Here is a 23,684-nt window from a genome sequence, read left to right on the forward strand (position 1 = left end):
CGCGGCTTGAGAGTTGCATGTGCCGCTGGCGAGATTTCACATTCCGGCAACGTGGGCCCGTACCATCGCGCCATGGCAAAGGCACCCGTACTCACGCCACGAGCGGACGACTTCCCGCGCTGGTACCAGGACCTGATCAACAAGGCGGAGCTGGCCGACAACGGTCCGGTGCGGGGCACCATGGTCATCCGACCGTACGGGTACGGGCTGTGGGAGCGGATGCAGGCCGAGATGGACGCCCGCATCAAGGCGACCGGCACCCAGAACGCGTACTTCCCACTGCTGATCCCGCAGTCGTACCTCACGCGCGAGGCGGACCACGTCGAGGGCTTCGCGCCGGAGCTCGCGGTCGTCACGCACGGTGGCGGCAAGGAGCTGGAGGAGCCGGCGGTCGTCCGCCCCACCTCCGAGATGATCATCAACGACTACTTCTCGAAGTGGGTGCAGAGCTACCGCGACCTGCCCCTTCTGATCAACCAGTGGGCGAACGTGGTCCGTTGGGAGCTCAGGCCGCGCCTGTTCCTCCGGACGACGGAATTCCTGTGGCAGGAGGGGCACACCGCGCACGCCACCTACGAGGACGCCCGCGACTTCGCCGCGCACATCCACCGCGAGGTCTACGAGGACTTCATGGTGAACGTCCTCGCCATGGACGTCGTCCCCGGCCGCAAGACCGTCAAGGAGCGCTTCGCCGGTGCCGTCAACACCCTCACGCTGGAAGGGATGATGGGCGACGGCAATGCCCTGCAGATGGCCACCAGCCATGAGCTGGGCCAGAACTTCGCCAAGGCCTTCAACACCTCGTACTTGTCGAAGGACGGCACCCAGGAACTGGTCTGGCAGACGTCCTGGGGCTCGACCACCCGCATGATCGGCGCCCTCGTGATGATGCACGGCGACGACAACGGCCTCAGGGTCCCGCCGCGCCTCGCACAGATCCAGGCCGTCGTCCTCGCGATCAAGGGCGACGAAGCGGTTCTGGCCAAGGTCCGCGAGATCGGCGATCAGCTGACGGCGGCCGGCATCCGCGTCCATGTCGACGACCGCACCGACACGCCCTTCGGCCGCCGCGCGGTCGACTGGGAGCTCAAGGGCGTGCCCGTCCGTATCGAGGTCGGGCCGCGTGACCTGGAGAACGGCACCGCGATGCTGGCCCGCCGCATCCCGGGCGGCAAGGAGCCGGTGGCCGTCGAGTCTCTCGTGCGACTGCTGCCCACCGTCCTCGAAGAGGATCAGGCCCTGCTGCTGACGCAGGCCCGCCAGCGGCGCGAGTCCCGGACCACCGACGTCTCGACGATCGAGCAGGCCGTCGAGGCCGCCGTCGCCGGCGGCTGGGCGCGTATCCCGTGGGCGACGCTCGGCGAAGAAGGCGAGGCCAAGCTGGCCGAGCACGCCGTGACCGTACGGTGTCTGGTCGCCGAGGACGGGTCGGTGCCGGACGCCGACGACGCGCCCGGTAACGTCGCGGTCGTCGCGCGCGCTTACTGAGATGACGCCTCTGGGGAGCGAGAGCGGCCGAAACGCCTCTTGCGCTCTTGCGGACCACAGCGGTCCCGGCGTGTGGACGCGATCTACGCGTCGGGGCGTACGTCAGGCTACGCACCGGCTTGGTACGAGCTGTGAGGCTTCTCCGCAGATCTGCGCACCCGCCCTCGTCGTGGCGCATCATTCGCAACTGACGGGTACGTGCAAATTATTTGGGATGGCCCGGAATCGGAACACAGCGGCACTCCGGCTCGTTGTCATTACGTGAGCACGACACAGACACCACCTGTTCTCGCCGCAGAGCTGGCACAGGCGTGGGCCGACATTCAGCGGTACCACCCCGAGCTGCCGGATCTCGCCGCGCCAGAGTCCCTGATCGGGGAGTCGTCGTCCGCGTGCGGTCACGAGCTCTCCTTCGAGCGACTGCTTCACGAGGCAGTCCATGGCATCGCCGCCGCGCGCGGTGTCCGCGACACCTCCCGCGCCGGCCGCTACCACAACCGCAGATTCCTCGCCATCGCCGAGGAGATGGGCCTGGACCACCCCGAGGAACCGCACCCCAGCAGCGGCTTCTCCCTGGTCACGCTCAACCCCGAGGCCAAGCGCCGCTACCGCCCGACCATCGAACGCCTCCAGCGCGCCCTGAAGGCCCACACGGCAGCCACCTCCGCCGACACCAGCAGGACCTTCCGGGGCCCGGCCGCCCGTCACGGCTCCTCCGGAGGGGGCGTCCGCGTCAAGGCGGTGTGCGACTGCGGCCGTAACGTCCGGGTCGTCCCGTCGGTCCTGGCCCAGGCACCGATCGTGTGCGGCGGCTGCGGGAAGCCGTTCCGGATCCCGGAGGTCGTGGGAGCGGCGTAACGGCGCGGCGTCCAGTACCGGCATCTCGTGGCTGCCGGTCAGGACGCGGGGGCGCCGGGACGCCATGGGGCGTCGGAACGCGGGAACGCATGGCGCGTCGGTACGCGTGGCACGTCGGTAGGCGTGGCGCGCCGGGGGTGCCGCTTGACCCGCCCAGCCTGCGGGCAGTCGTGCCGCTGGGGCGGCACGGGTGGGCACAGGCGGCACCCGAACAGCGCCGGGCTGCGCGACCCACCCTCACGGCACCCGAAACGCCGGGTGCCTCTCAGCCATGCCCAAGCACCCTCACCGCCCCCTCGGCCAAAAGCGACCCGCAGGGTGTGGCACAATGGCTAGCTGTACTCGACAGCCGCACAGGACCCCTCTCTCCTCCGGCTGACGCGTCCATCGGGCACTCGGGTACCGCAACCCCACGCGGCATTCTCGCCGTGCCCAACCACGTCAAATCCAGGAGAACCCACTCCCGTGGCAGTCAAGATCAAGCTGAAGCGTCTGGGCAAGATCCGTTCGCCTCACTACCGCATCGTCGTCGCCGACTCCCGCACCCGTCGTGACGGCCGTGCGATCGAGGAGATCGGCAAGTACCACCCGACGTACAACCCGTCGGTCATGGAGGTCGACGCCGAGCGCGTGGCGTACTGGCTCTCCGTCGGCGCCCAGCCGACCGAGCCCGTGCTCGCCATCCTGAAGAAGACCGGTGACTGGCAGAAGTTCAAGGGCGAGCCCGCCCCGGCGCCGCTGCTGACCGCCGAGCCGAAGAAGGCGCGCCCGTCGTTCGAGGCCCTCAGCGGCGACGACGAGGGCAAGGGTGAGGCGATCACCCAGAAGAAGAAGGCGGAGAAGAAGGACGAGGCTGCCGCCGAGTCCGAGTCGGCCGAGGCCTGAGCATGCTCGAGGAGGCTCTCGAGCACCTCGTGAAGGGCATCGTCGACAACCCTGACGATGTGCAGGTCGCCTCGCGCAACCTGCGTCGCGGGCGTGTGCTGGAGGTCCGGGTCCACCCCGACGACCTCGGCAAGGTGATCGGCCGCAACGGCCGCACCGCACGCGCTCTGCGCACCGTCGTGGGCGCCATCGGCGGCCGCGGTGTCCGCGTCGACCTCGTCGACGTGGACCACGTCCGCTGACGCCGAACGCAGCACCGGCTCGGGCCGGGGAGGGCCACTGGGCCGTCCCCGGCCCGTAGTCGTATGGCCGAGTCGTATGGCCGACTCATGCGGCCAGTCGTCTGACAGGAGAGCAAGCACAGTGCAGCTGGTAGTCGCACGGATCGGCCGCGCCCACGGCATCAAGGGCGAGGTCACCGTCGAGGTCCGTACCGACGAGCCGGAACTGCGGCTCGCCCCCGGCGCCGTCCTGGCCACCGACCCGGCCTCCGTCGGCCCGCTCACCATCGAGTCCGGCCGCGTCCACAGCAGCCGCCTCCTCCTGCGCTTCGAGGGGGTCAAGGACCGCACCGCCGCCGAGGCCCTGCGGAACACCCTCCTGATCGCCGAGGTCGACCCGGACGAGCTGCCCGAGGAAGAGGACGAGTACTACGACCACCAGCTCATCGACCTGGACGTCGTGACCGCCGACGGCGTCGAGATCGGCCGTATCACCGAGATCTCGCACCTGCCGTCCCAGGACCTCTTCATCGTGGAGCGGCCCGACGGCAGCGAGGTCATGATCCCGTTCGTCGAGGAGATCGTCAGCGAGATCGACCTGGAGGAGCAGCGGGCGGTCATCACCCCGCCGCCGGGCCTCATCGACGACCGGGCCGAGATCGCCTCCTCCCGCGACACGGAGGCCGAGAGCTGATGCGGCTCGACGTCGTCACGATCTTCCCCGAGTACCTGGAGCCGCTGAACGTCTCCCTCGTCGGCAAGGCACGCGCGCGTGGACAGCTGAACGTGCACGTGCACGACCTGCGGGAGTGGACGTACGACCGCCACAACACGGTCGACGACACGCCGTACGGCGGCGGCCCCGGAATGGTCATGAAGACCGAGCCCTGGGGCGACGCGCTGGACTCGATCCTGGCGGACGGCTACGAGACGGGCGCCCGCGCCCCCTCCCTGATCGTCCCCACCCCCAGCGGCCGCCCCTTCACCCAGGAACTCGCCGTCGAGCTCTCCGAGCGGCCCTGGCTGATCTTCACGCCGGCCCGCTACGAGGGCATCGACCGCCGCGTCATCGACGAGTACGCGACCCGTATGCCCGTCCATGAGGTGTCCATCGGCGACTACGTCCTCGCCGGCGGAGAGGCCGCCGTACTGGTCATCACGGAGGCCGTGGCGCGTCTGCTGCCCGGCGTGCTGGGAAACGCCGAGTCGCACCGCGACGACTCCTTCGCGCCCGGCGCCATGGCCAACCTCCTGGAGGGCCCCGTCTACACCAAGCCGCCCCTGTGGCGCGGCCGGGACATCCCGGACGTGCTGCTCAGCGGCCATCACGGCAAGATCGCCCGCTGGCGCCGCGACGAGGCGCTCAGGCGTACCACGGTCAACCGGCCCGACCTCATCGAGCGCTGCGACCCCAAGGTCTTCGACAAGAAGGACCGCGAGATGCTCTCGATCCTGGGCTGGATGCCCGACCCGGAGGGGGAGCGGTTCGGCCGATTTTGGCGCAGGACCGAGGGCGTGGAAGAATAGGTCGCTGTTGTGCGCCGTCCGGCGTGCGCCCCTGCCACAGGGGGACACGACGCCCGCCCCGACGCGCACGGCTCTCATCCAGAACATCTAGTTCCCGTTGATGACCTGTGGCATCAGCGAAGAAAGCAGACGAAATGTCTCACCTGCTCGACACCGTCGACGCCGCGTCGCTGCGCAGCGACGTCCCGGCCTTCCGCCCGGGCGACACCGTCAACGTCCACGTCCGCGTCATCGAGGGCAACCGCTCCCGTGTGCAGCAGTTCAAGGGCGTTGTGATCCGCCGTCAGGGCGCCGGCGTGCGCGAGACCTTCACGGTCCGCAAGGTCTCCTTCTCCGTCGGCGTCGAGCGCACCTTCCCGGTGCACACCCCGATCGTCGAGAAGATCGAGCTCGTCACCAAGGGTGACGTCCGCCGCGCCAAGCTGTACTACCTGCGCGAGCTGCGTGGCAAGGCGGCGAAGATCAAGGAGAAGCGCGAGAACTGAGCGCTTCCGGGGGCTCGCCCCCGCGGGGTCCAAAGCGGGGCCGGATAACATCTGGCCCCGATGGACACCGAAGCACAGCCGACGGAGCGCGACCGCTCCTCCCGCCCTTCCGACTCCGAGGAGACCTCGGACCCAGGGGGGCAGGAGGAACGGTCGCGTTTCGCGTTGGTGTCGCGGATCACGCAGTGGCTCCCGGGCGGGCGGATCAGCCTGACCCTGCTGGTTTTCCTGGTGCTCCTGCTGTTGCTCAACACGTTCGTCCTGCGGCCGTTCCAGATCCCGAGCGGATCCATGGAGTCCGGATTGAGGATCGGCGACCGCGTTCTCGTAAATATGTTGGCGTACCGTTTCGGTGCCGAGCCGCAGCGCGGCGATGTTGTCGTGTTCGACGGAACCGGGTACTTCGGGGATGCGGACTACATCAAACGCGTTGTGGGTGTGGGGGGAGACCATGTGGTCTGCTGTGACAAGGAGGGGAGGATCCAGGTGAACGGCCGGTCGGTCGACGAGTCGACGTTCCTGTACCCCGGCGACAGTGCGTCCACGGTGCGTTTCGACGTCGTCGTGCCCGACGGCACCCTGTTCCTCCTCGGCGACCACCGCAGCGATTCCAGCGACTCCCGCGACCATCTTGGCTCGCCCGGCGGCGGCATGATCCCGGTCGACGACGTCATCGGCCGCGCCGACTGGATCGTATGGCCGACCGCCCATTGGACCCGCCTGCACCGTCCCGACGCCTACGCGCGCGTGCCTGCGGCTGCCGAGGCCGAAGGGGCGGGTGCTCATGGGTAACCGTGGCAAGCCCCGCGGCGTGCCCAGCAATCCCGCCGACAATCTGCTCCCCACCGGTGCCCGGCGCGCCGCGAGTCCCGCCGGCGGTCGTACGCGCGCGGAGCGGCGCAAGCTCCAGCGCAAGGTCAAACGGCGCCGCAGGCGCTCCGCGATGAAGGAGATACCCCTCCTCGTCGGCGTCGCGGTCCTCATAGCGCTCGTCCTGAAGACCTTCCTCGTCCAGGCCTTCGTGATCCCTTCCGGCTCCATGGAGCAGACGATCCAGATCGGCGACCGCGTCCTGGTCGACAAGCTCACCCCCTGGTTCGGCTCCAAGCCGCAGCGCGGGGACGTCGTCGTCTTCAAGGACCCCGGCGGCTGGCTCCGGGACGAGCAGACGACGGTGAAGAAGGAGGATCCCGTCGTCGTCAAGCAGGTCAAGCAGGCGCTCACCTTCATCGGCCTGCTGCCGTCCGACAACGAGAAGGACCTCATCAAACGCGTCGTCGGCGTCGGTGGCGACCGCGTCAAGTGCTGTGACACGCAAGGACGGGTCACCGTCAACGGCGTTCCCCTGAACGAGGACTATCTCTATCCCGGCAACGCCCCCTCCAACTCGCAGTTCGACATCACCGTTCCGCAGGGACGGCTGTGGGTGATGGGCGACCACCGGGCCAACTCCGCGGACTCCCGCTCGCACCAGGACCAGGACTACGGCGGCACCGTCTCCGAGGACGAGGTCGTCGGCCGGGCCATGTGGATCGCGTGGCCGCTCGGCCACTGGACCTCCCTGGACGAACCGAGAACCTACGCCTCGGTGTCCGACTCGGCGACCGGGTCGACCGCCTCGGCCCAGCTGTCGCATAGGGTTGCTCCCGACGAATCGAACGGAACGATCCAGCTCCCGAGCCCTGCGGAACTCCCGCTCGTTATGGGAGTGGTGGGCCTGCGCCGCGCATGGGGCAGGCAGCGGCACAGAGTAAGGAGTTGGCGTGGGGGATGTGGCGGTTGGCGCACGGTCCGGGCACGACGGCGAGGAGCACCGCGGACACCCCGTGGAAGCAGCCGACCCGGCCGCGGACGGCGCCGTGACCTCCGGGAATGACCACCCCGGGGCGGCCGGCGACGGCGAAGGGTCGGGCGGGCAGCCCCCGGCCGACGGTCAGGGATCGGGCGGAGCGGCGCCCAAGCCGAAGAAGCAGCGCTCCTTCTGGAAGGAGCTGCCGATCCTGATCGGTATCGCGCTCGTCCTCGCGCTGCTGATCAAGACGTTCCTGGTACAGGCGTTCTCGATTCCCTCCGACTCGATGCAGAACACCCTCCAGCAGGGCGACCGCGTCCTGGTCGACAAGCTCACCCCCTGGTTCGGTTCCGAGCCCGAGCGTGGCGAGGTCGTCGTCTTCCACGACCCCGACAACTGGCTGGCGGGCGAGCCGACCCCCGACCCGAACGCCCTGCAGACCTTCCTCAGCTGGATCGGCCTGATGCCGTCCGCGGAGGAGAAGGACCTCATCAAGCGCGTGATCGGCGTCGGCGGCGACACGGTCGAGTGCAAGGGCACCGGCCCGTTGAAGGTCAACGGCAAGGCGCTGAGCGAGGCGTCCTACGTCTACCCGGGGAACACCCCCTGCAGCCAGGACGACCAGGGCGGCCAGTTCAAGGTGAAGGTCCCCGAGGGCTACATCTGGGTCATGGGCGACCACCGGCAGAACTCCCGCGACTCGCGCTACAACCAGTCCGACAAGAACCACGGCATGGTCCCCGTCGACAAGGTCGTCGGCCGCGCCATCGTGATCGCCTGGCCGATCAACCGCTGGGACAACCTGCCCGTCCCGGAGACCTTCGAGCAGAACCTGAGCGCCCGGTCCGCCGCGCTGACGGTCGCACCGCAGGGACTCGCACTGGCCGGCGCGGTGCCGCTGGTGCTGTGGCGTCGGCAGCGGAGCAAGGCGGCCGAGACCCGCTGAGCCGTGAAGGCCGGCGGGCCCGGCCAGGTGAAGGCCGGCAGTATCGGCCGCGTGAAGGCTCGCAGGGGCGCCTCCGTGAAGGCTTGGGGAAGCGGCTTCGGAAAACGGCTTGGGAAAGCTTTGCCGAGCGTGTGAGGTCGGGCGCTCGGGAGGGGCTGCCCGGTGTCGGTACCGCCGGGTAGGGTGCGGACCCATGGGTGGCGAGAGCACGACACGTACGGTGCCGCGTGACGGTGGCGCGAGCAGGGGCCCGGCGGGCAGCCGGACCGGACAGCGGTTGTCCGGGCTGGCCGTGGCGCTGGGCCTGGCGCTGTTCCTGGGCGGATTCGCCTGGGGAGCGGTGGTCTACCGGCCGTATACCGTACCCACCAGTTCGATGGCGCCGACCATCGGAGCGGGTGACAGGGTCCTGGCCCAGCGCGTCGACGGCGGTGAGGTGCGCCGCGGTGACGTCGTCGTCTTCACCGACAAGACCTGGGTGAGCAACGCGCCCGTGGTCAAGCGTGTGGTCGCCGTCGGCGGGGACACGGTCGCCTGCTGCACGGACGGCAAGCTGACCGTCAACGGCAAGAAGATCGACGAGCCGTATGTGGCGAAGGACGGCCTGGCCGAGTTCCAGAACTTCCCGGAGGTGACGGTGCCGAAGGGCAGGCTCTTCCTGCTCGGTGACGAGCGGAGCGGCTCCCTGGACTCCACCGCCCACCTGACGGACGCCGCCAGGGGCACCGTGGCGCGCAGCGCCGTGTCGGCCCGGGTGGAGGCCGTCGTCTGGCCCATGGACGGCATGCTGGAGCGTCCCACGGGCTTCGAGTCCCTCGGCGCGCTGTCGTCGCAGGGGCCGCTGCGGACGATCGTCGCGCTGGTCGTGGTGGGCGGTGTGCTGGTGCTGGCCGGCGGGGCGTACGGACCCGTCGCGAACAGGTTGGGCAAGCGCTCGACGGCCCGGACGGAGCCCGCGGGTGCCCGCTGAGACGACGGGCGTCGGGCAGGGGCCGTACTGCGAGACGGGTCCGGCGACCGACTCGCACGGCGGGAAAGGCGCGGAGAACGGCTCGTACGGCGGCACAGGCACGGGGGAGAGCCCGTACGGCGACTCGTACGACGGTGGGCTGCGCAAGGTCGCGCGCGTGGTGCTGCTCGACCCGCGGGACCGCATTCTGCTGCTGCACGGCCACGAGCCGGAGGACTCGGCCGACGACTGGTGGTTCACGCCCGGCGGGGGCGTCGAGGGCGACGAAACGCGCGAGGAGGCCGCACTGCGGGAACTCGCCGAGGAGACGGGCATCACGGAGGTCGAACTCGGTCCCGTGCTGTGGCGGCGGAGGTGCTCCTTCCCGTTCGCGGGGCGGCGCTGGGACCAGGACGAGTGGTACTACCTGGCCCGCACGACGCAGACGGCGACCCGGGCCGTGGGGCTCACCGAGCTGGAGCGGCGCAGTGTCGCCGGAGCGCGCTGGTGGACGTGCCAGGAACTTGCCCGGGCACATGAGACGGTGTATCCGACCAGACTCGCCGAGCTGCTGCGCACGCTGCTCGACGAGGGTCCCCCCGCCGGGCCCGTGACCCTTGACTACGAAATTGTCTAGGTGCTGACGGGACTGGCGCACAATGGTGGGATCGCACGGCTGAAGGGGAACACGCCATGAGCGCCGAAGACCTCGAGAAGTACGAGACCGAGATGGAGCTCAAGCTCTATCGGGAGTACCGCGATGTCGTCGGTCTGTTCAAGTACGTGATCGAGACCGAGCGGCGTTTCTATCTGACCAACGACTACGAGATGCAGGTGCACTCGGTCCAGGGTGAAGTGTTCTTCGAGGTGTCCATGGCAGACGCCTGGGTGTGGGACATGTACCGGCCGGCGCGGTTCGTGAAGCAGGTCCGGGTCCTCACGTTCAAGGACGTGAACATCGAGGAGCTGAACAAGAGTGACCTGGAGCTCCCGAGCGGGTGATGTTCACTTGCACGGGTGAGCAGGTTATCCACAATCGCGAACTTGTCCACCAAGATCCAATAGCTCGCTGAGCTGGCCTCAATGTTGGCGCCGGAGGTGGTGCCGACATGAGCACGAGCACGAGCAGGGGCAACGCACGCAGCGCACTGGGCAGGTACGGCGAAAATCTCGCCGCGCGATGCCTGGTCGAGGCCGGGATGACGGTTCTGGAGCGCAACTGGCGCTGTGGCAGGACCGGAGAGATCGACATTGTCGCCCAGGACGGCGACGTACTGGTCGTCTGTGAGGTGAAGACCCGCAGGACCAGCGGCTACGAGCATCCGATGGCCGCGGTCACGCCCGAGAAGGCGCAGCGACTGCGCGGCCTCGCGGAACGGTGGATCCACGCTCACGGAGGGGCTCCACCCGGAGGCGTCCGTATCGATCTGGTGGGCGTCGTCCTGCCCGCCCGCGGCGCGCCAGTGGTCGAGCACGCTCGGGGGTGGCCTGACATGGGGTTCGCTCGTACGTGCTCGGTGGCCCTGGTGGGGGTCGAGGGGGTTGTGGTCGAGGTCCAGGCGGACCTGGAGCCGGGGGTGGCGGCGTTCACGTTGGTGGGGTTGCCGGACAAGAGTCTGACGGAGAGCCGCGACCGTGTGCGGGCGGCCGTGGTGAACTCGGGCGGTGAGTGGCCCCAGAAGAAGCTCACCGTCGGACTCAGCCCGGCATCGGTGCCCAAGGCGGGCAGTGGCTTCGACCTGGCCGTCGCCTGCGCCGTCCTTGGTGCCGCCGAGCGGATCGATCCGCGAGTCCTCGCCGACATCGTGATGATCGGAGAGCTCGGCCTGGACGGACGGGTGCGTCCTGTGCGCGGCATCCTGCCCGCGGTGCTGGCCGCTGCAGACGCCGGCTATGAACAGGTGGTCGTCCCGGAGTGCGCCGCCGCCGAAGCCTCGCTGGTGCCGGGCGTGTCCGTACTGGGCGTGCGCAGCCTGCGCCAGCTGATCGCCGTCCTCGCGGACGAACCCGTGCCCGACGAGGAACCCGAGGAACAGGGCCGCCCGGATCCGCTGCTCGCGGGTCTGCGCGTGCCGGGAACGGGCGCGGCCACGGGCATGCACAGCATGGGCGCCGCCCAGCCCGACCACGGGCACGACCTTGCCGACGTGGTGGGCCAGATCTCGGCGCGTACGGCGGTGGAGGTCGCCGCGGCGGGTGGGCATCACCTGTTTTTGGAGGGGCCGCCCGGTGCCGGCAAGACGATGCTGGCCGAGCGGTTGCCGTCGATCCTGCCCCGGCTCAGCAGGGAGGAGTCCCTGGAGGTCACGGCGGTGCACTCGGTGGCCGGTCTGCTGCCTCCGGGCAAGCCCCTGATCGATGTGGCCCCCTACTGCGCCCCGCATCACTCGGCCACGATGCAGGCACTCGTCGGCGGAGGTCCCGGCATCGCGCGGCCCGGCGCGGTGTCACTCTCCCACCGAGGTGTGCTCTTTCTGGACGAGACACCGGAGTTCAACAGCCAGGCCCTCGACGCCCTGCGACAACCACTGGAAGCCGGGCACGTCGTCATCGCACGCAGCGCGGGCGTCGTGCGCTTCCCGGCGAAGTTCCTGATGGTGCTCGCGGCCAACCCCTGTCCCTGCGGCCGTTTCTCGCAGACGGACGACCTGTGCGAGTGCCCGCCCTCGGCCATCCGCCGCTATCAGGCCCGGCTGTCCGGGCCGCTGCTCGACCGGGTCGACCTCCGGGTCGAGGTGGACCGTGTCACGCGCGCCCAGCTGACCGAGCGCGGGGCCAGGGGTGAGTCCACCGCGGTGGTCGCCGCCCGGGTGCGCGCGGCCCGCGAGCGGGCGTCGGCCAGGCTCGCCGGTACTCCGTGGCGGACCAACAGTGAGATCCCCGGACGTGAGCTGCGAAGTCGCTGGTACGCCGCGGTCGGCGCGATGGAGGAGGCGGAACGGAACCTGGAACGCGGCGTACTGACCGCCCGGGGACTCGACCGCGTCCTCCGCGTCGCCTGGACCGTCGCCGACCTCGTCGGTCACGACCGGCCCGACGCGATGGACGTCGCCCTGGCCCTGCAACTGCGCACCGGCGTGCCGCGGGGCGTGCCCATGGCCATCGGGGCGCTGACGTGAACGGCGGTGAGGATTCGGAACACGAGCGCCTCGGCCGGGTCTTTCTCAGTCGGGTCGTCGAGCCCGGGGACGAGGTCGCCGGGCGGTGGGTGCGGGAGTACGGCGTGGGAGAGGTGGTGCGGCGGTTACGGGAAGGGGAGGAGCCCCTGCCGGGGGTGAGTTACAAGCGGTGGGACGGGTTGCGGGCCCGGGCACTGCGGGCCGAGCCCGGGCGGGATCTCGCCGTCGCCCGGGACGCCGGGGTGCGGTTCGTGTGTCGGGGGGACGTCGAGTGGCCAGGACAGCTCGATGATCTGGGCGATGCCCGGCCCGTCGGGCTGTGGGTGCGGGGGCGGCCCAGTCTGCGGATGTGGGCGTTGCGGTCCGTGGCCGTCGTCGGGGCGCGGGCCTGCACCGAGTACGGCGCGCACATGGCGGCCACGCTCTCCGGTGGGCTTGCCGAGCGGGGTTGGGTCGTCGTGTCCGGCGGCGCCTACGGGGTCGACGGCGCCGCTCACCGGGGCGCCCTCGGCGCCGGTGGGGCCACCGTCGCCGTGCTCGCCTGCGGGGTCGACCGGCCCTATCCGCGCGGGCACACCCAGTTGATCAACAGGATCGCGGAACAGGGGCTCGTGATCGGGGAGCTGCCACCGGGCGATCACCCGACGCCCAGCAGATTCATCGTGCGCAACCGGGTGATCGCGGCGCTGACCCGGGGCACGGTCGTCGTCGAGGCCGCCCATCGCAGCGGCTCACTCGTCACCGCTAGGGCGGCACAGCGGCTCGGGCGTCACACGATGGGGGTGCCTGGGCCGGCCACCAGCGGTCTCTCCGCGGGCGTGCACGAACTCCTGCGCTCGGACGCCGTACTGGTCACCGACGCCGCGGAGGTCGTCGAACTCGTGGGCGACATGGGTGAGCTGGCACCCGAGCGGCGCGGGCCCGTCCTGCCGCGCGACCTGCTGGAGCCGGCGGCGCGCCGAGTCCTGGCAGCGCTGCCCGGCCGCCGTGCGGCGCGGGCGGACGAGGTCGCGCGCGGTGCGCAGACCACCGAGGACGACGCGATCGCGAGACTGTACGAACTTCGCTCACTTGGTTACGTCGAACGACACGGCGACGGCTGGAAGTTGACACGCCAGGCGATGATCTCCGTGCGCGCCGGTCGGAGCCCATGCTGACCGAGCGTGTTCGGCCGTACGGGGGAACACGGACGCCCTTGAGAATTCCCCCAGTTGGGGTGTTCGGGTGATCACGTAGAGCGATCGCCATGCCCCGGCGGGGCGTCCAGCGGAACGTATCTGCGTACAGCTTGTGCTCCGTCCTTCGCGCACCGCGACACCGCAGTCACGCTACGCTCACGTGAATTCCGGCGCAGAACGACACCTCGACCCCCGAACGGCACCAGAACCACGTCAGACCGGGCAGCTCCCCCAGGCAGCCCCACTTCACGGCAGAACGGCACAAGGCAACGAATGCCCCAGCACACCTCCGGGTCCGACCGGGCGGCGATCCCCCCATCCGCCCGTGACGGTGGCAGCGTGCGGCCGCCCGCTCCCTCGACACTCGACGAGCTGTGGCGGTCGTACAAGGCGACGGGAGACGAGCGTCTGCGCGAGCAGCTGATCCTGCACTACTCGCCGCTCGTCAAGTACGTGGCGGGCCGCGTGAGCGTCGGTCTGCCGCCCAACGTGGAGCAGGCGGACTTCGTGTCGTCGGGGGTGTTCGGGCTGATCGACGCGATCGAGAAGTTCGACATCGACCGGGAGATCAAGTTCGAGACGTACGCGATCACGCGGATCCGGGGCGCGATGATCGACGAGCTCAGGGCGCTGGACTGGATCCCGAGATCCGTGCGGCAGAAGGCGCGGAACGTGGAGCGGGCGTACGCGACGCTGGAGGCGCGGCTGCGGCGGACGCCGACGGAGGCGGAGGTGGCCGTCGAGATGGGCATCGCGGTGGACGAACTCCATGCCGTCTTCAGCCAGTTGTCGCTGGCGAACGTGGTGGCGCTGGAGGAGTTGCTGCATGTCGGGGGCGAGGGCGGCGACGGGCTGAGCGTCATGGACACGCTGGAGGACACCGCCGCGGACAATCCGGTGGAGGTGGCCGAGGACCGCGAGCTGCGGCGGTTTCTGGCGCGGGCGATCAACACGCTGCCCGAGCGGGAGAAGACCGTGGTGACGCTGTACTACTACGAGGGGCTCACCCTGGCCGAGATCGGGAACGTGCTGGGGGTGACCGAGAGCCGGGTCAGTCAGATCCACACCAAGTCGGTGCTGCAGCTGCGGGCGAAGCTGGCCGGCTTCGGGCGTTGACCGACCCCTGCGGGCGTTGACCCCGTCCCTGCGGGCGTTTGCCCCGGTCCCTTGGGGCGTTGACCTGGCCGGACGTGTGGGGGGATCCGTGGAGAGACTCCCGTCCGCGGTTGCGCGTCCGTAAAGTGGTTGGCGTGCCAAGGATTCGAGCGGCCTCCGTGGCCGAGCACCGGTCGATGCAGCGAGCCGCCCTGCTGGACGCGGCTCGTTCCCTGTTGTCCGAGGGCGGGACAGAGGCGCTGACCTTCCCGGCTCTCGCCGAGCGGACGGGGCTTGCGCGGTCGTCCGTGTACGAGTACTTCCGGTCGCGGGCTGCGGTGGTCGAGGAGCTGTGCGAGGCCGACTTTCCTGTGTGGGCTGCGGAGGTTTCGGCGGCGATGGAGCAGGAGGCCACGGCCGAGGGCAAGGTCGAGGCGTATGTGCGGCGGCAGCTCGCGCTCGTCGGGGATCGGCGCCACCGGGCTGTGGTGGCGATTTCCGCGAGTGAGCTGGATGCCGGGGCCCGGGAGAAGATCCGGGCCGCGCACGGTGGGCTGGTCGCGATGATCGTCGAGGCGCTGCGGGAGATGGGGCACGCGGAGCCCCGGCTGGCGGCGATGCTGCTGCAGGGCGTCGTGGACGCGGCTGTGCGGCGGATCGAGCTGGGGGCTGCGGAGGAGCCGGCGGCGATTACGGATGCGGCCGTGGCCATGGCGTTGCGGGGCGTTCGGGGCTGACGTCGGGAAGGGCCGGTCTGCGCTGCCTGGCGCTGATCGGCACCCGGCGTTGACGCCAGGGCCGGGGCGCCGCGCAACCCGGCGCCAGCGGGGTGCGGCTGCGCCCGCCCCTGCCGCCCAGGGGGTACCTCCCAGGCCCTCAAGGCACTGAGGGAGGCACGACTGCCCCCAGCTACGCCGACTGCCCGCAGCTACGCCGACTGTCCGCGCTGGGCCGGCTATGACGGCAACGGCACTCCCAGTACCGGCAGCAACCTGGATGGGCCGCGGCGCAGTAGCCACGGCGGGAGTAGCGACAGCGGGTCCACATAGGACTCGCCTCTCCGCAGGCCCCAGTGCACACACGCGGCCGTGCAGTGCGAGCCCGTCGCTTCCACCGTCCCCACCACCTCACCCGCCTCCACCTCATCCCCCTTCTTCACCGAGGCCCGCACCGGCTCGTACGTCGTCCGCAACGGCGGATTCCCCGTCCCCGGCAGCTCCACCGACACGACCCCCTTCCCCGCGACCCGGCCCGCGAACGAAACCCGCCCCGCCGCCACCGCCCGTACCGCCGCCCCGGCTGGGGCGGCCAGGTCCACGCCCCGGTGGCCCCGGCCGTACGGTGTCGCCGGGGGTTCCCAGCCGCGCAGGACCGGAGGACGGGACCCCACGGGCCATGCCCGGCCGACCGTCGGCACGGTGGGGTCCGGGGCCGGCGCGGCAGCCACGCTCGTGGCGGTCGGGGTCAGTCGTGGGGCCGGTGTCAGCAGGGCGGCCGCCGTCAGGAGCAGCAGCAACACCAGCCGCCCGCCCGTCCTCGCCGTCCTTGCCCATCGCTTCGCTCGCATGCGAGAACCGTCCGGCACCTCCGCCGATCTTGGCCGGGATCTGTGGATAACTCCCGGGTTGTGGACGGTGGCGTCACCCGCTGCCTCGCCGGTCCCGTACACTTCTTCTGGCGATCCGGGTCACCGGGTCGACTTCGCACGCCCCGACGCGGCCACCGGAAACGGCCCGTGTCAGCGCCTCTCGGTCCTTCGTGGCACGGCGCATGTGGGCGTCAGGCGCGGGAGCCGTCCGGCCCCCGCGGCACAACCGAGAACATTCAAGGAGATACGGCCATGGCCGTCGTCACGATGCGGGAGCTGCTGGAGAGCGGCGTCCACTTCGGTCACCAGACCCGTCGTTGGAACCCGAAGATGAAGCGCTTCATCTTCACCGAGCGCAACGGCATCTACATCATCGACCTGCTCCAGTCGCTGTCGTACATCGACCGCGCCTACGAGTTCGTCAAGGAGACCGTCGCCCACGGCGGCACGGTCATGTTCGTCGGCACGAAGAAGCAGGCGCAGGAGGCCATCGCCGAGCAGGCCACCCGCGTCGGCATGCCCTACGTCAACCAGCGCTGGCTGGGCGGCATGCTCACCAACTTCTCCACCGTCTACAAGCGTCTGCAGCGCCTCAAGGAGCTCGAGCAGATCGACTTCGAGGACGTCGCCGCGTCCGGTCTGACCAAGAAGGAGCTTCTCGTGCTCTCGCGCGAGAAGGCCAAGCTGGAGAAGACCCTCGGTGGTATCCGCGAGATGCAGAAGGTGCCCAGCGCCGTCTGGATCGTGGACACCAAGAAGGAGCACATCGCCGTTGGTGAGGCCCGGAAGCTGAACATTCCGGTTGTCGCCATCCTCGACACCAACTGCGACCCCGACGAGGTCGACTACAAGATCCCGGGCAACGACGACGCGATCCGCTCCGTCACCCTGCTCACCCGCGTCATCGCCGACGCCGTCGCCGAGGGCCTCATCGCCCGCAGCGGTGTCGCCACCGAGGGCAAGGGCGAGAAGGCCGCGGGCGAGCCGCTCGCCGAGTGGGAGCGCGACCTGCTCGAGGGCGAGAAGAAGGCCGACGAGGCCGAGAAGCCCGCCGAGGCCGCTGCCGAGGCCCCCGCTGCCGAGGCCCCCGCGGCTGAGGCTCCGGCTGCCGAGGCTCCGGCCGCGGACGCCGAGCAGGCCTGATCCGTCAGCGTCAGAGTTGACGGCGGGAGCGGTACTGCATCCATAGCGCCTCCGGCGCGGTGAAGTCCGCTCCCGCCGTTCACCCGTAGGTCGACGGAGTGTCAGCGGCCCTGACTACATGGGGGCCGTAGACCCCGAAGATCGCCGATCTTCCAGACTTCGAGAAAGATTCACAGACTCATGGCGAACTACACCGCCGCCGACGTCAAGAAGCTCCGCGAGCTCACCGGCGCCGGCATGATGGACTGCAAGAAGGCGCTGGACGAGGCCGACGGCAGCGTCGAGAAGGCCGTCGAGGCGCTCCGTATCAAGGGCCAGAAGGGCGTCGCCAAGCGCGAGGGCCGCTCCGCCGAGAACGGCGCCGTGGTCTCGATCATCGCCGACGACAACTCCTCCGGTGTCCTCGTCGAGCTGAAGTGCGAGACGGACTTCGTCGCCAAGGGTGACAAGTTCCAGGCCGTCGCCACCGCGATCGCCGAGCACGTCGCCAAGACCTCCCCGGCCGACCTCGAGGCCCTGCTCGCCTCCGAGATCGAGCCCGGCAAGACCGTCCAGGCGTTCGTGGACGAGGCCAACGCGAACCTGGGCGAGAAGATCGTCCTGGACCGCTTCGCGCAGTTCGCCGACGGCTTCGTGCTCGCCTACATGCACCGCACGATGCCCGACCTGCCCCCGCAGATCGGTGTCCTCGTCGAGCTCGACAAGCCGAACGCCGAGGTCGCCAAGGGCATCGCCCAGCACATCGCCGCCTTCGCGCCGAAGTACCTCTCCAAGGAGGACGTCCCGGCCGAGGTCGTCGAGTCCGAGCGCCGTATCGCCGAGGAGACCACCCGCGCCGAGGGCAAGCCCGAGGCCGCGATCGCCAAGATCGTCGAGGGTCGCCTCAACGGCTTCTTCAAGGACGCCACGCTGCTCGGCCAGCCGTACGCGCTCGACAACAAGAAGTCCGTCCAGAAGGTTCTGGACGAGGCCGGTGTCACCCTGAAGCGCTTCACGCGCATCAAGGTCGGCATCTGAGTCCGTACCGCGATCGGCGCCCGACCCCGATAGGGTCGAGGGCAGTCGTCCGCGGACGCCGTCACCACGTACGCGCGCGTGACGGACGACAGCAGATCTGACGAGGAGGCCATTGCCGCGCATGGGATGCGAAACACGCCCCTACCGGCAATGGCCTTCTTCGTATGTGCATCACGTAACAAAGGCGGGATCTCGATGACCACCAAGGCCCAGAAGAGCGACGACGGCAAAGTACGCGGCCGGTTTCTGCTGAAGCTGTCCGGAGAGGCCTTCGCCGGTGGCGGCGGCCTCGGCGTCGACCCGGACGTGGTGCACAAGATCGCCCGCGAGATCGCCGCCGTCGTACGCGACGGGGCGCAGATCGCGGTCGTCATCGGCGGTGGCAACTTCTTCCGCGGTGCCGAACTCCAGCAGCGCGGCATGGACCGGGCCCGCTCCGACTACATGGGCATGCTCGGCACCGTGATGAACTGCCTCGCCCTCCAGGACTTCCTGGAGAAGGAGGGCATCGACAGCCGGGTCCAGACCGCCATCACCATGGGCCAGGTCGCCGAGCCGTACATCCCGCTGCGCGCCGTACGGCACCTGGAGAAGGGCCGTGTGGTCATCTTCGGCGCCGGTATGGGCATGCCGTACTTCTCCACCGACACCACCGCCGCCCAGCGCGCCCTGGAGATCGACGCCGAGGCGCTGCTCATGGGCAAGAACGGTGTGGACGGGGTCTACGACTCCGACCCCAAGACCAACCCCGACGCGGTCAAGTTCGACTCCCTCGGCTACGGCGAGGTCATCACCCGCGACCTCAAGGTCGCCGACGCCACGGCGATCACCCTGTGCCGCGACAACAAGCTCCCGATCCTCGTCTTCGAGCTGCTGGCGGAGGGCAATATCGCCCGCGCCGTCAATGGTGAGAAGATCGGCACGCTTGTGGGTGAGCAGGGCAGCCAGGGCTGACGCCCCAGAACGACCCCGTCCGGGGACGGACGGGACGGACCCTGACCGGGGGATGGACAATGTCCTGCCGGTCGGGAACCGTGCAGGAAGAAGACGCGACGCAGCCGGCCGCCGCCCCCACCCAGGAACCGCAGCCGGGCCTTTACTCAAGACACGCAGGAGCAAGTGGTGATCGAAGAGACCCTCCTCGAGGCCGAGGAGAAGATGGAGAAGGCCGTCGTGGTCGCCAAGGAGGACTTCGCCGCGATCCGCACCGGCCGTGCGCACCCGGCGATGTTCAACAAGATCGTGGCCGACTACTACGGCGCGCCGACGCCGATCAACCAGCTGGCTTCGTTCTCCGTGCCGGAGCCGCGCATGGCTGTCGTGACGCCGTTCGACAAGACCGCGCTGCGCAACATCGAGCAGGCGATCCGGGACTCCGACCTGGGCGTCAACCCGAGCAACGACGGCAACATCATCCGGGTGGTGTTCCCCGAGCTCACCGAGGAGCGCCGCCGCGAGTACATCAAGGTCGCCAAGGGCAAGGGCGAGGACGCCAAGGTGTCCATCCGCTCCGTCCGCCGCAAGGCCAAGGACGCCATCGACAAGCTGATCAAGGACGGCGAGATCGGTGAGGACGAGGGCCGCCGTGCGGAGAAGGAGCTCGATGACACCACGCACAAGTACGTCGCCCAGGTGGACGAGCTCCTGAAGCACAAGGAAGCGGAGCTGCTCGAGGTCTGATGAACGACTCTTCCTGGGGGGCGCCGCCACAAGCCGGGCAAGCCGGGTACTGGGGGGCCACCGAGCGTGGACCTGTCCAGGGGGCTGCCCCGGCGGGTCCCGCGTACGATGCGCCTGAGGCGCAGCAGACTCGCCCCATGCCCATCGTGCCCGAGGGACCCGCGTATGGCGGAGACCAGGATGACGACCGGGGGGCCGCTCGGCTGAGCGGCCCCTTGTTCCGCGAACAGCCGCCGCACCCGCGGCCTTACGACACGCCGCAGGCGCGGCCCTCCGAGGCGGCGCCGCAGAATCCGGAGCCCATGCCCGACGCGCCGCAGCCGGCGCCCCAGCCGCAGAAGAAGAGCGCGGGGCGCGATCTGAGTGCTGCCATAGGGGTCGGCGTCGGACTGGGCGTGGTGATCGTCGCGTCGCTGTTCGTCGTCAAGGCCGTGTTCGTCGGCGTGATCGCGGTCGCCGTGGTCGTGGGCCTGTGGGAGCTGACCAAGCGGCTCGAGGAGCGCAAGGGCATCAAGGCGCCGCTCGTCCCGCTCGCGCTCGGCGGGGCGGCCATGGTCGTCGCCGGGTACGTCCGGGGTGCCGAGGGTGCCTGGGTGGCGATGGCGCTGACCGCGCTGGCCGTACTGGTCTGGCGGATGACGGAGCCACCGGAGAACTACCTCAAGGACGTCACCGCGGGCGTCTTCGCGGCGTTCTACGTGCCGTTCCTGGCGACGTTCGTCGCGATGATGCTCACCGCCGGCGACGGTGCGTGGCGGGTCCTGACGTTCCTGCTCCTGACGGTCGTCAGCGACACCGGCGCGTACGCCGTCGGCTGGCGCTTCGGCAAGCACAAACTCGCCCCGCGCATCAGCCCCGGCAAGACCCGCGAGGGCCTGCTCGGCGCGGTCAGCTTCGCGATGGTGGCCGGCGCGCTGTGCATGGAGTTCCTGATCGACGACGGCACCTGGTGGCAGGGACTGCTGCTGGGCCTCGCGGTCGCGGCCAGTGCCACGCTCGGCGACCTCGGCGAGTCGATGATCAAACGGGACCTGGGCATCAAGGACATGGGCACGCTGCTGCCGGGTCATGGCGGGATCATGGACCGCTTGGATTCGTTGTTGCCCACGGCGCCTGTGGTGTGGCTGCTGCTGGTGCTCTTCGTGGGGTCTGGCTGAGCGGTCCCTGGGCACACTGGGAGCCTCCACTCCTGCCGAGTGGGGGCTCCTCGGCTTGCTGTGCGATGGTGTCCCGGGCCGCCTGGTGGGACGATTCCCGTGTACGCCCTGAAGGCACCTCAAAGGGGGTCAACATGACCGCCATCCGAGAAGTCATCGACATCGACCGGTCTCCGGACGAGGTCTACGCGTATGTCACGGACCCCTCCCACCTGCCGGAATGGCAATTGAGCGCCGTCTCGGCGGACCTGCTCGACGAGGGACCCACGCACACCGGCTCCCGGGTCCGGGTCACCCGGCGCATCGGCACCCGCGAGATTCCGATGACCGTGGAGTTCACCGAGCTCGACCCACCGCACAGCTGGGGTCTGCACGGCATCGAGGGCCCCGTCAGGCCACGGGCCCACGGTGAGATCGAGCCGCTCGACGACGGGCGGCGCTCCCGCGTGACGATCGAGCTCGACTTCGAAGGGCACGGCCTCGGCAGGGTCCTGGTGCCCCTCGTCGTCCGCCCCCAGGTCCGCAAGGAACTGCCGCGCGACGAGCAACTCCTCAAGGAGAGGCTGGAGCGCTCGACCGACTGAGCCTCTCGGGCGCCCCGCCGTCATCGGGCGCCCGGCATGAGTTCGACGCGCAGGTCGTCGGTCTCTCGGATGACATACGTCGAGTCGGTGTCGTGCTGCCAGCCCACGGCGACGGCGTGATAGCGACCGCCGCGCTCGATGACGAGGCGCAGTCCGGTGTACCGGTAGCGGTAGTGCATCTGCTTGCCGAGATCCTTCATCTGCAGCCCGCGGCCCGTCATGCTCAGCTGGTCGGTGCTGAAGACGACGATCGCCGTGCCGCCGACCAGATGATCTGCGCTGTGCTCGGCATCGCGCAGGCCTGCCTGCTGCGCCGCCAGGGCGACGGCCCAGAGCAGGCACAGGCATGCCGCCGTGAGCGGTGCGCCGCGTGCGCGGATGCCGGTCGGGCGGCGGCCTTCGTTCGCGGCGGGGGACTGCCCCAAGAGGATGCCGGTTGCCAGGAGAACGGGCACCAGCCATGGGTGCGGCTGAATCCTGCCCCAGCTGAACAACATGACCACGGCCACGCACAGCACGAGCAGATGGAAACGGGCCGCCCGCCGCATGACTCGTCGGCACCAACCGACCACGCGGGGCGGCAGAAGAGGCAGGACCGACCGGCTCAGCAGGTGCGGGTCACGCAGCACGACGACGGCCACCACACCGGTCAGCACCACCGGGGCGGTCACCAGCCGCAGGCTGCGCATGACGAACTCCGGGAAGCTCAGGCCCAGAGCCAGCACGTCGATGTGGAAGTACTCGAAGTACGCCCGGGTGCGCACCGCGCCGGCGTAGAACAGCAGCGCCGCGATGAGCGACAAGAGCGTTGCCAGATCGGCGGGGTGACCGGCGGCCGGTTGCCGGGCGCTGGGCGACTCGGTGCCCGCACGGCCCACACCGCCACGAGGGCGCGCGTCGCGCCGCAGGACGCGCCTACGACGTCGCCGGGCACCGGCACGCCCCGGATGCCCTTCGCCGTCTGGCGCGGACGCGCGGGTGGTGCGAGGAGCGGGAAAAGAACGAGTACTGCTCATGATGTCGAGGCGGGCCTCGGCTCCGTCTCGGGTGATGCCGTGGACGTGGAGCCGCACGGGCGCGGGCTGCTGTTGGGTGAAGGGCCCGGAGAGGCGGATGCGCCGGACGACGGGCTCGGGGACGCGGGCGCTCCGGACGACGGGCCGGGGGACGTGGATGCGCTGGAGGACGAGTCACCGGCACAGCCGCCACCGGCACATGGGGCGGGCCGACAGGGTGTCGGATCCGGGCCCGGCACCAGCGTGAAGACGGGTTCCGGGCGCGGAGCGCGCGTCGGCTCCGGCACGGGATCGACCGGGTCTCCGCCGAGAGGCGGAGGCGAGGTCGACGCGCCGGTCGGCTTCGAAGGAGACGTCGAACCAGTCCCCGGCGGACCGGCACTCTCCCCGGGCGGACCCGGCGGGCTGTTCCTGCCGCCCTTTACGCGTCCCCCCGGTGGGCCGTCGGGACCCGGGGTGGGTGAGTCAGCCGGCGGTGCACCCAGCGGAGCACGCGGTGCGTCCGCACCGGATTCATGAGCGGACATGGCAGAGCAGCCCGCAGTGGAGCCGATCGAGGCAGCCACCGCCACCACAAGACACTGCAGCCCCAGAAGCCGAGCAAGCGTGCGCTGCCCCATCTACCGTCGCACCGGTCCTCTCAGACATCGCTCATGCACACGTCACTACGGACGTGGCCGAACCAGGGCCCAGAAGTCTGCCCCAGGCAGGTGCGCCCAGGCGGCCGGAGATCGTTAATGTCGATCTCTGACCGCGGAGATGACCACTGACGACCGGAGTGGATGGCTGGGGCCGCAAGTCACACGAATGGATCTGCGACACTGGTTGAGCCATGCCTAAGCCCGGAGAACTGGCAGCGATCCGGGCGCGACAAGGTCCCTACCTGCATGTTTGGCGCATCGAGACGACCTGCTCCGGGCTGCTGGGCCGTCTCTGGGCCGTGGCCAAGTCACCCT

The 23,684-nt window shown here is 69.8% G+C and carries 25 protein-coding genes; 23 read left to right on the plus strand and 2 right to left on the minus strand.

The genetic code is table 11. The annotated features are described in order from the left end of the window. Positions 1-72: 72 nt before the first annotated feature. The 17 genes from proS to ACQEV2_RS30540 all read left to right on the plus strand — a co-directional run bounded on the left by proS (position 73) and on the right by ACQEV2_RS30540 (position 15,280). Positions 73-1,488: a proline--tRNA ligase gene (gene proS, locus ACQEV2_RS30460; RefSeq protein ID WP_433048425.1), complete on the plus strand. Its 1,416-nt coding sequence runs from the start codon at positions 73-75 to the stop codon at positions 1,486-1,488. 261 nt (positions 1,489-1,749) lie between these two features. Further along, positions 1,750-2,346 (plus strand): hypothetical protein, encoded by a 597-nt coding sequence (locus tag ACQEV2_RS30465; RefSeq protein WP_433048428.1) that lies wholly within the window; start codon positions 1,750-1,752, stop codon positions 2,344-2,346. Positions 2,347-2,811: 465 nt separating this feature from the next. Then, complete coding sequence (gene rpsP / locus ACQEV2_RS30470) at positions 2,812-3,231, plus strand: 30S ribosomal protein S16 (protein ID WP_433048431.1); 420 nt, start codon at positions 2,812-2,814, stop codon at positions 3,229-3,231. Positions 3,232-3,233: 2 nt separating this feature from the next. After that, positions 3,234-3,473 (plus strand): RNA-binding protein, encoded by a 240-nt coding sequence (locus ACQEV2_RS30475; RefSeq protein ID WP_003973401.1) that lies wholly within the window; start codon positions 3,234-3,236, stop codon positions 3,471-3,473. A gap of 121 nt (positions 3,474-3,594) precedes the next feature. Further along, positions 3,595-4,146 (plus strand): ribosome maturation factor RimM, encoded by a 552-nt coding sequence (rimM, locus tag ACQEV2_RS30480; protein WP_433048434.1) that lies wholly within the window; start codon positions 3,595-3,597, stop codon positions 4,144-4,146. Then, positions 4,146-4,979: a tRNA (guanosine(37)-N1)-methyltransferase TrmD gene (gene trmD, locus ACQEV2_RS30485; protein WP_433048437.1), complete on the plus strand. Its 834-nt coding sequence runs from the start codon at positions 4,146-4,148 to the stop codon at positions 4,977-4,979. Before rimM ends, trmD begins: the two co-directional genes overlap by 1 nt. 134 nt (positions 4,980-5,113) lie before the next feature. Beyond that, a complete protein-coding gene (gene rplS / locus ACQEV2_RS30490) occupies positions 5,114-5,464 on the plus strand; it encodes a 50S ribosomal protein L19 (protein ID WP_093910095.1) in 351 nt (116 codons plus the stop codon). 60 nt (positions 5,465-5,524) lie between these two features. Then, positions 5,525-6,256 (plus strand): signal peptidase I, encoded by a 732-nt coding sequence (gene lepB / locus ACQEV2_RS30495; RefSeq protein ID WP_433048440.1) that lies wholly within the window; start codon positions 5,525-5,527, stop codon positions 6,254-6,256. After that, positions 6,249-7,340, plus strand: coding sequence for a signal peptidase I (lepB, locus tag ACQEV2_RS30500; RefSeq protein ID WP_433048443.1), 1,092 nt, complete (start codon positions 6,249-6,251; stop codon positions 7,338-7,340). Before lepB (ACQEV2_RS30495) ends, lepB (ACQEV2_RS30500) begins: the two co-directional genes overlap by 8 nt. Beyond that, entirely contained in the window at positions 7,228-8,202 is a 975-nt protein-coding gene (gene lepB, locus ACQEV2_RS30505; RefSeq protein WP_433048446.1) for a signal peptidase I, read from the plus strand. The genes lepB (ACQEV2_RS30500) and lepB (ACQEV2_RS30505) overlap by 113 nt, the downstream gene beginning before the upstream one ends. A 193-nt stretch (positions 8,203-8,395) precedes the next feature. After that, positions 8,396-9,172, plus strand: a complete 777-nt coding sequence (gene lepB / locus ACQEV2_RS30510; protein ID WP_433048449.1) for a signal peptidase I — start codon at positions 8,396-8,398, stop codon at positions 9,170-9,172. Positions 9,173-9,311: 139 nt separating this feature from the next. Further along, on the plus strand, positions 9,312-9,788 hold the full coding sequence (locus ACQEV2_RS30515) for an NUDIX hydrolase (protein ID WP_433054886.1): 477 nt from the start codon (positions 9,312-9,314) through the stop codon (positions 9,786-9,788). A gap of 56 nt (positions 9,789-9,844) precedes the next feature. Then, complete coding sequence (locus tag ACQEV2_RS30520) at positions 9,845-10,153, plus strand: DUF2469 domain-containing protein (protein WP_003993268.1); 309 nt, start codon at positions 9,845-9,847, stop codon at positions 10,151-10,153. 107 nt (positions 10,154-10,260) lie between these two features. After that, positions 10,261-12,270, plus strand: a complete 2,010-nt coding sequence (locus tag ACQEV2_RS30525; protein WP_433048452.1) for a YraN family protein — start codon at positions 10,261-10,263, stop codon at positions 12,268-12,270. Next, the gene (gene dprA, locus ACQEV2_RS30530) at positions 12,267-13,427 is read left to right on the plus strand and encodes a DNA-processing protein DprA (protein WP_433048455.1); all 1,161 of its coding nucleotides are present in this window, start codon (positions 12,267-12,269) and stop codon (positions 13,425-13,427) included. The genes ACQEV2_RS30525 and dprA overlap by 4 nt, the downstream gene beginning before the upstream one ends. 294 nt (positions 13,428-13,721) lie before the next feature. After that, on the plus strand, positions 13,722-14,564 hold the full coding sequence (whiG, locus tag ACQEV2_RS30535; protein WP_433048458.1) for an RNA polymerase sigma factor WhiG: 843 nt from the start codon (positions 13,722-13,724) through the stop codon (positions 14,562-14,564). A 158-nt stretch (positions 14,565-14,722) separates the two neighbouring features. Continuing rightward, positions 14,723-15,280 (plus strand): TetR/AcrR family transcriptional regulator, encoded by a 558-nt coding sequence (locus ACQEV2_RS30540; protein WP_433054889.1) that lies wholly within the window; start codon positions 14,723-14,725, stop codon positions 15,278-15,280. Positions 15,281-15,498: 218 nt separating this feature from the next. Here the strand turns inward: ACQEV2_RS30540 and ACQEV2_RS30545 are convergent, their stop codons facing one another. Next, positions 15,499-16,110 carry a M23 family metallopeptidase gene (locus tag ACQEV2_RS30545; protein ID WP_433048461.1) on the minus strand — a complete coding sequence of 204 codons (612 nt, stop codon included), beginning with the start codon at positions 16,108-16,110 and terminating at the stop codon, positions 15,499-15,501. A 273-nt stretch (positions 16,111-16,383) separates the two neighbouring features. Between ACQEV2_RS30545 and rpsB the strand changes: the two genes are divergently transcribed. The 6 genes from rpsB (at position 16,384) to ACQEV2_RS30575 (ending at position 21,712) form a co-directional block, all read left to right on the plus strand. After that, complete coding sequence (gene rpsB / locus ACQEV2_RS30550; protein ID WP_433048463.1) at positions 16,384-17,274, plus strand: 30S ribosomal protein S2; 891 nt, start codon at positions 16,384-16,386, stop codon at positions 17,272-17,274. 180 nt (positions 17,275-17,454) lie between these two features. Next, complete coding sequence (tsf, locus tag ACQEV2_RS30555) at positions 17,455-18,291, plus strand: translation elongation factor Ts (protein ID WP_433048466.1); 837 nt, start codon at positions 17,455-17,457, stop codon at positions 18,289-18,291. Between the two features lie 195 nt (positions 18,292-18,486). After that, positions 18,487-19,245 (plus strand): UMP kinase, encoded by a 759-nt coding sequence (gene pyrH / locus ACQEV2_RS30560; protein WP_433048469.1) that lies wholly within the window; start codon positions 18,487-18,489, stop codon positions 19,243-19,245. A gap of 168 nt (positions 19,246-19,413) precedes the next feature. After that, positions 19,414-19,971: a ribosome recycling factor gene (gene frr, locus ACQEV2_RS30565; RefSeq protein ID WP_031485072.1), complete on the plus strand. Its 558-nt coding sequence runs from the start codon at positions 19,414-19,416 to the stop codon at positions 19,969-19,971. Beyond that, positions 19,971-21,128 carry a phosphatidate cytidylyltransferase gene (locus ACQEV2_RS30570; RefSeq protein ID WP_433048472.1) on the plus strand — a complete coding sequence of 386 codons (1,158 nt, stop codon included), beginning with the start codon at positions 19,971-19,973 and terminating at the stop codon, positions 21,126-21,128. The genes frr and ACQEV2_RS30570 overlap by 1 nt, the downstream gene beginning before the upstream one ends. 134 nt (positions 21,129-21,262) lie before the next feature. Continuing rightward, positions 21,263-21,712 (plus strand): SRPBCC family protein, encoded by a 450-nt coding sequence (locus ACQEV2_RS30575; RefSeq protein ID WP_433048475.1) that lies wholly within the window; start codon positions 21,263-21,265, stop codon positions 21,710-21,712. 20 nt (positions 21,713-21,732) lie between these two features. Here the strand turns inward: ACQEV2_RS30575 and ACQEV2_RS30580 are convergent, their stop codons facing one another. Further along, positions 21,733-22,590, minus strand: a complete 858-nt coding sequence (locus tag ACQEV2_RS30580; protein ID WP_433048478.1) for a hypothetical protein — start codon at positions 22,588-22,590, stop codon at positions 21,733-21,735. Positions 22,591-23,684 lie beyond the last annotated feature (1,094 nt).

It is taken from the genome of Streptomyces sp. CA-251387, from assembly GCF_050936625.1.
In the GTDB taxonomy this organism is placed as follows: Bacteria; Actinomycetota; Actinomycetes; order Streptomycetales; family Streptomycetaceae; genus Streptomyces.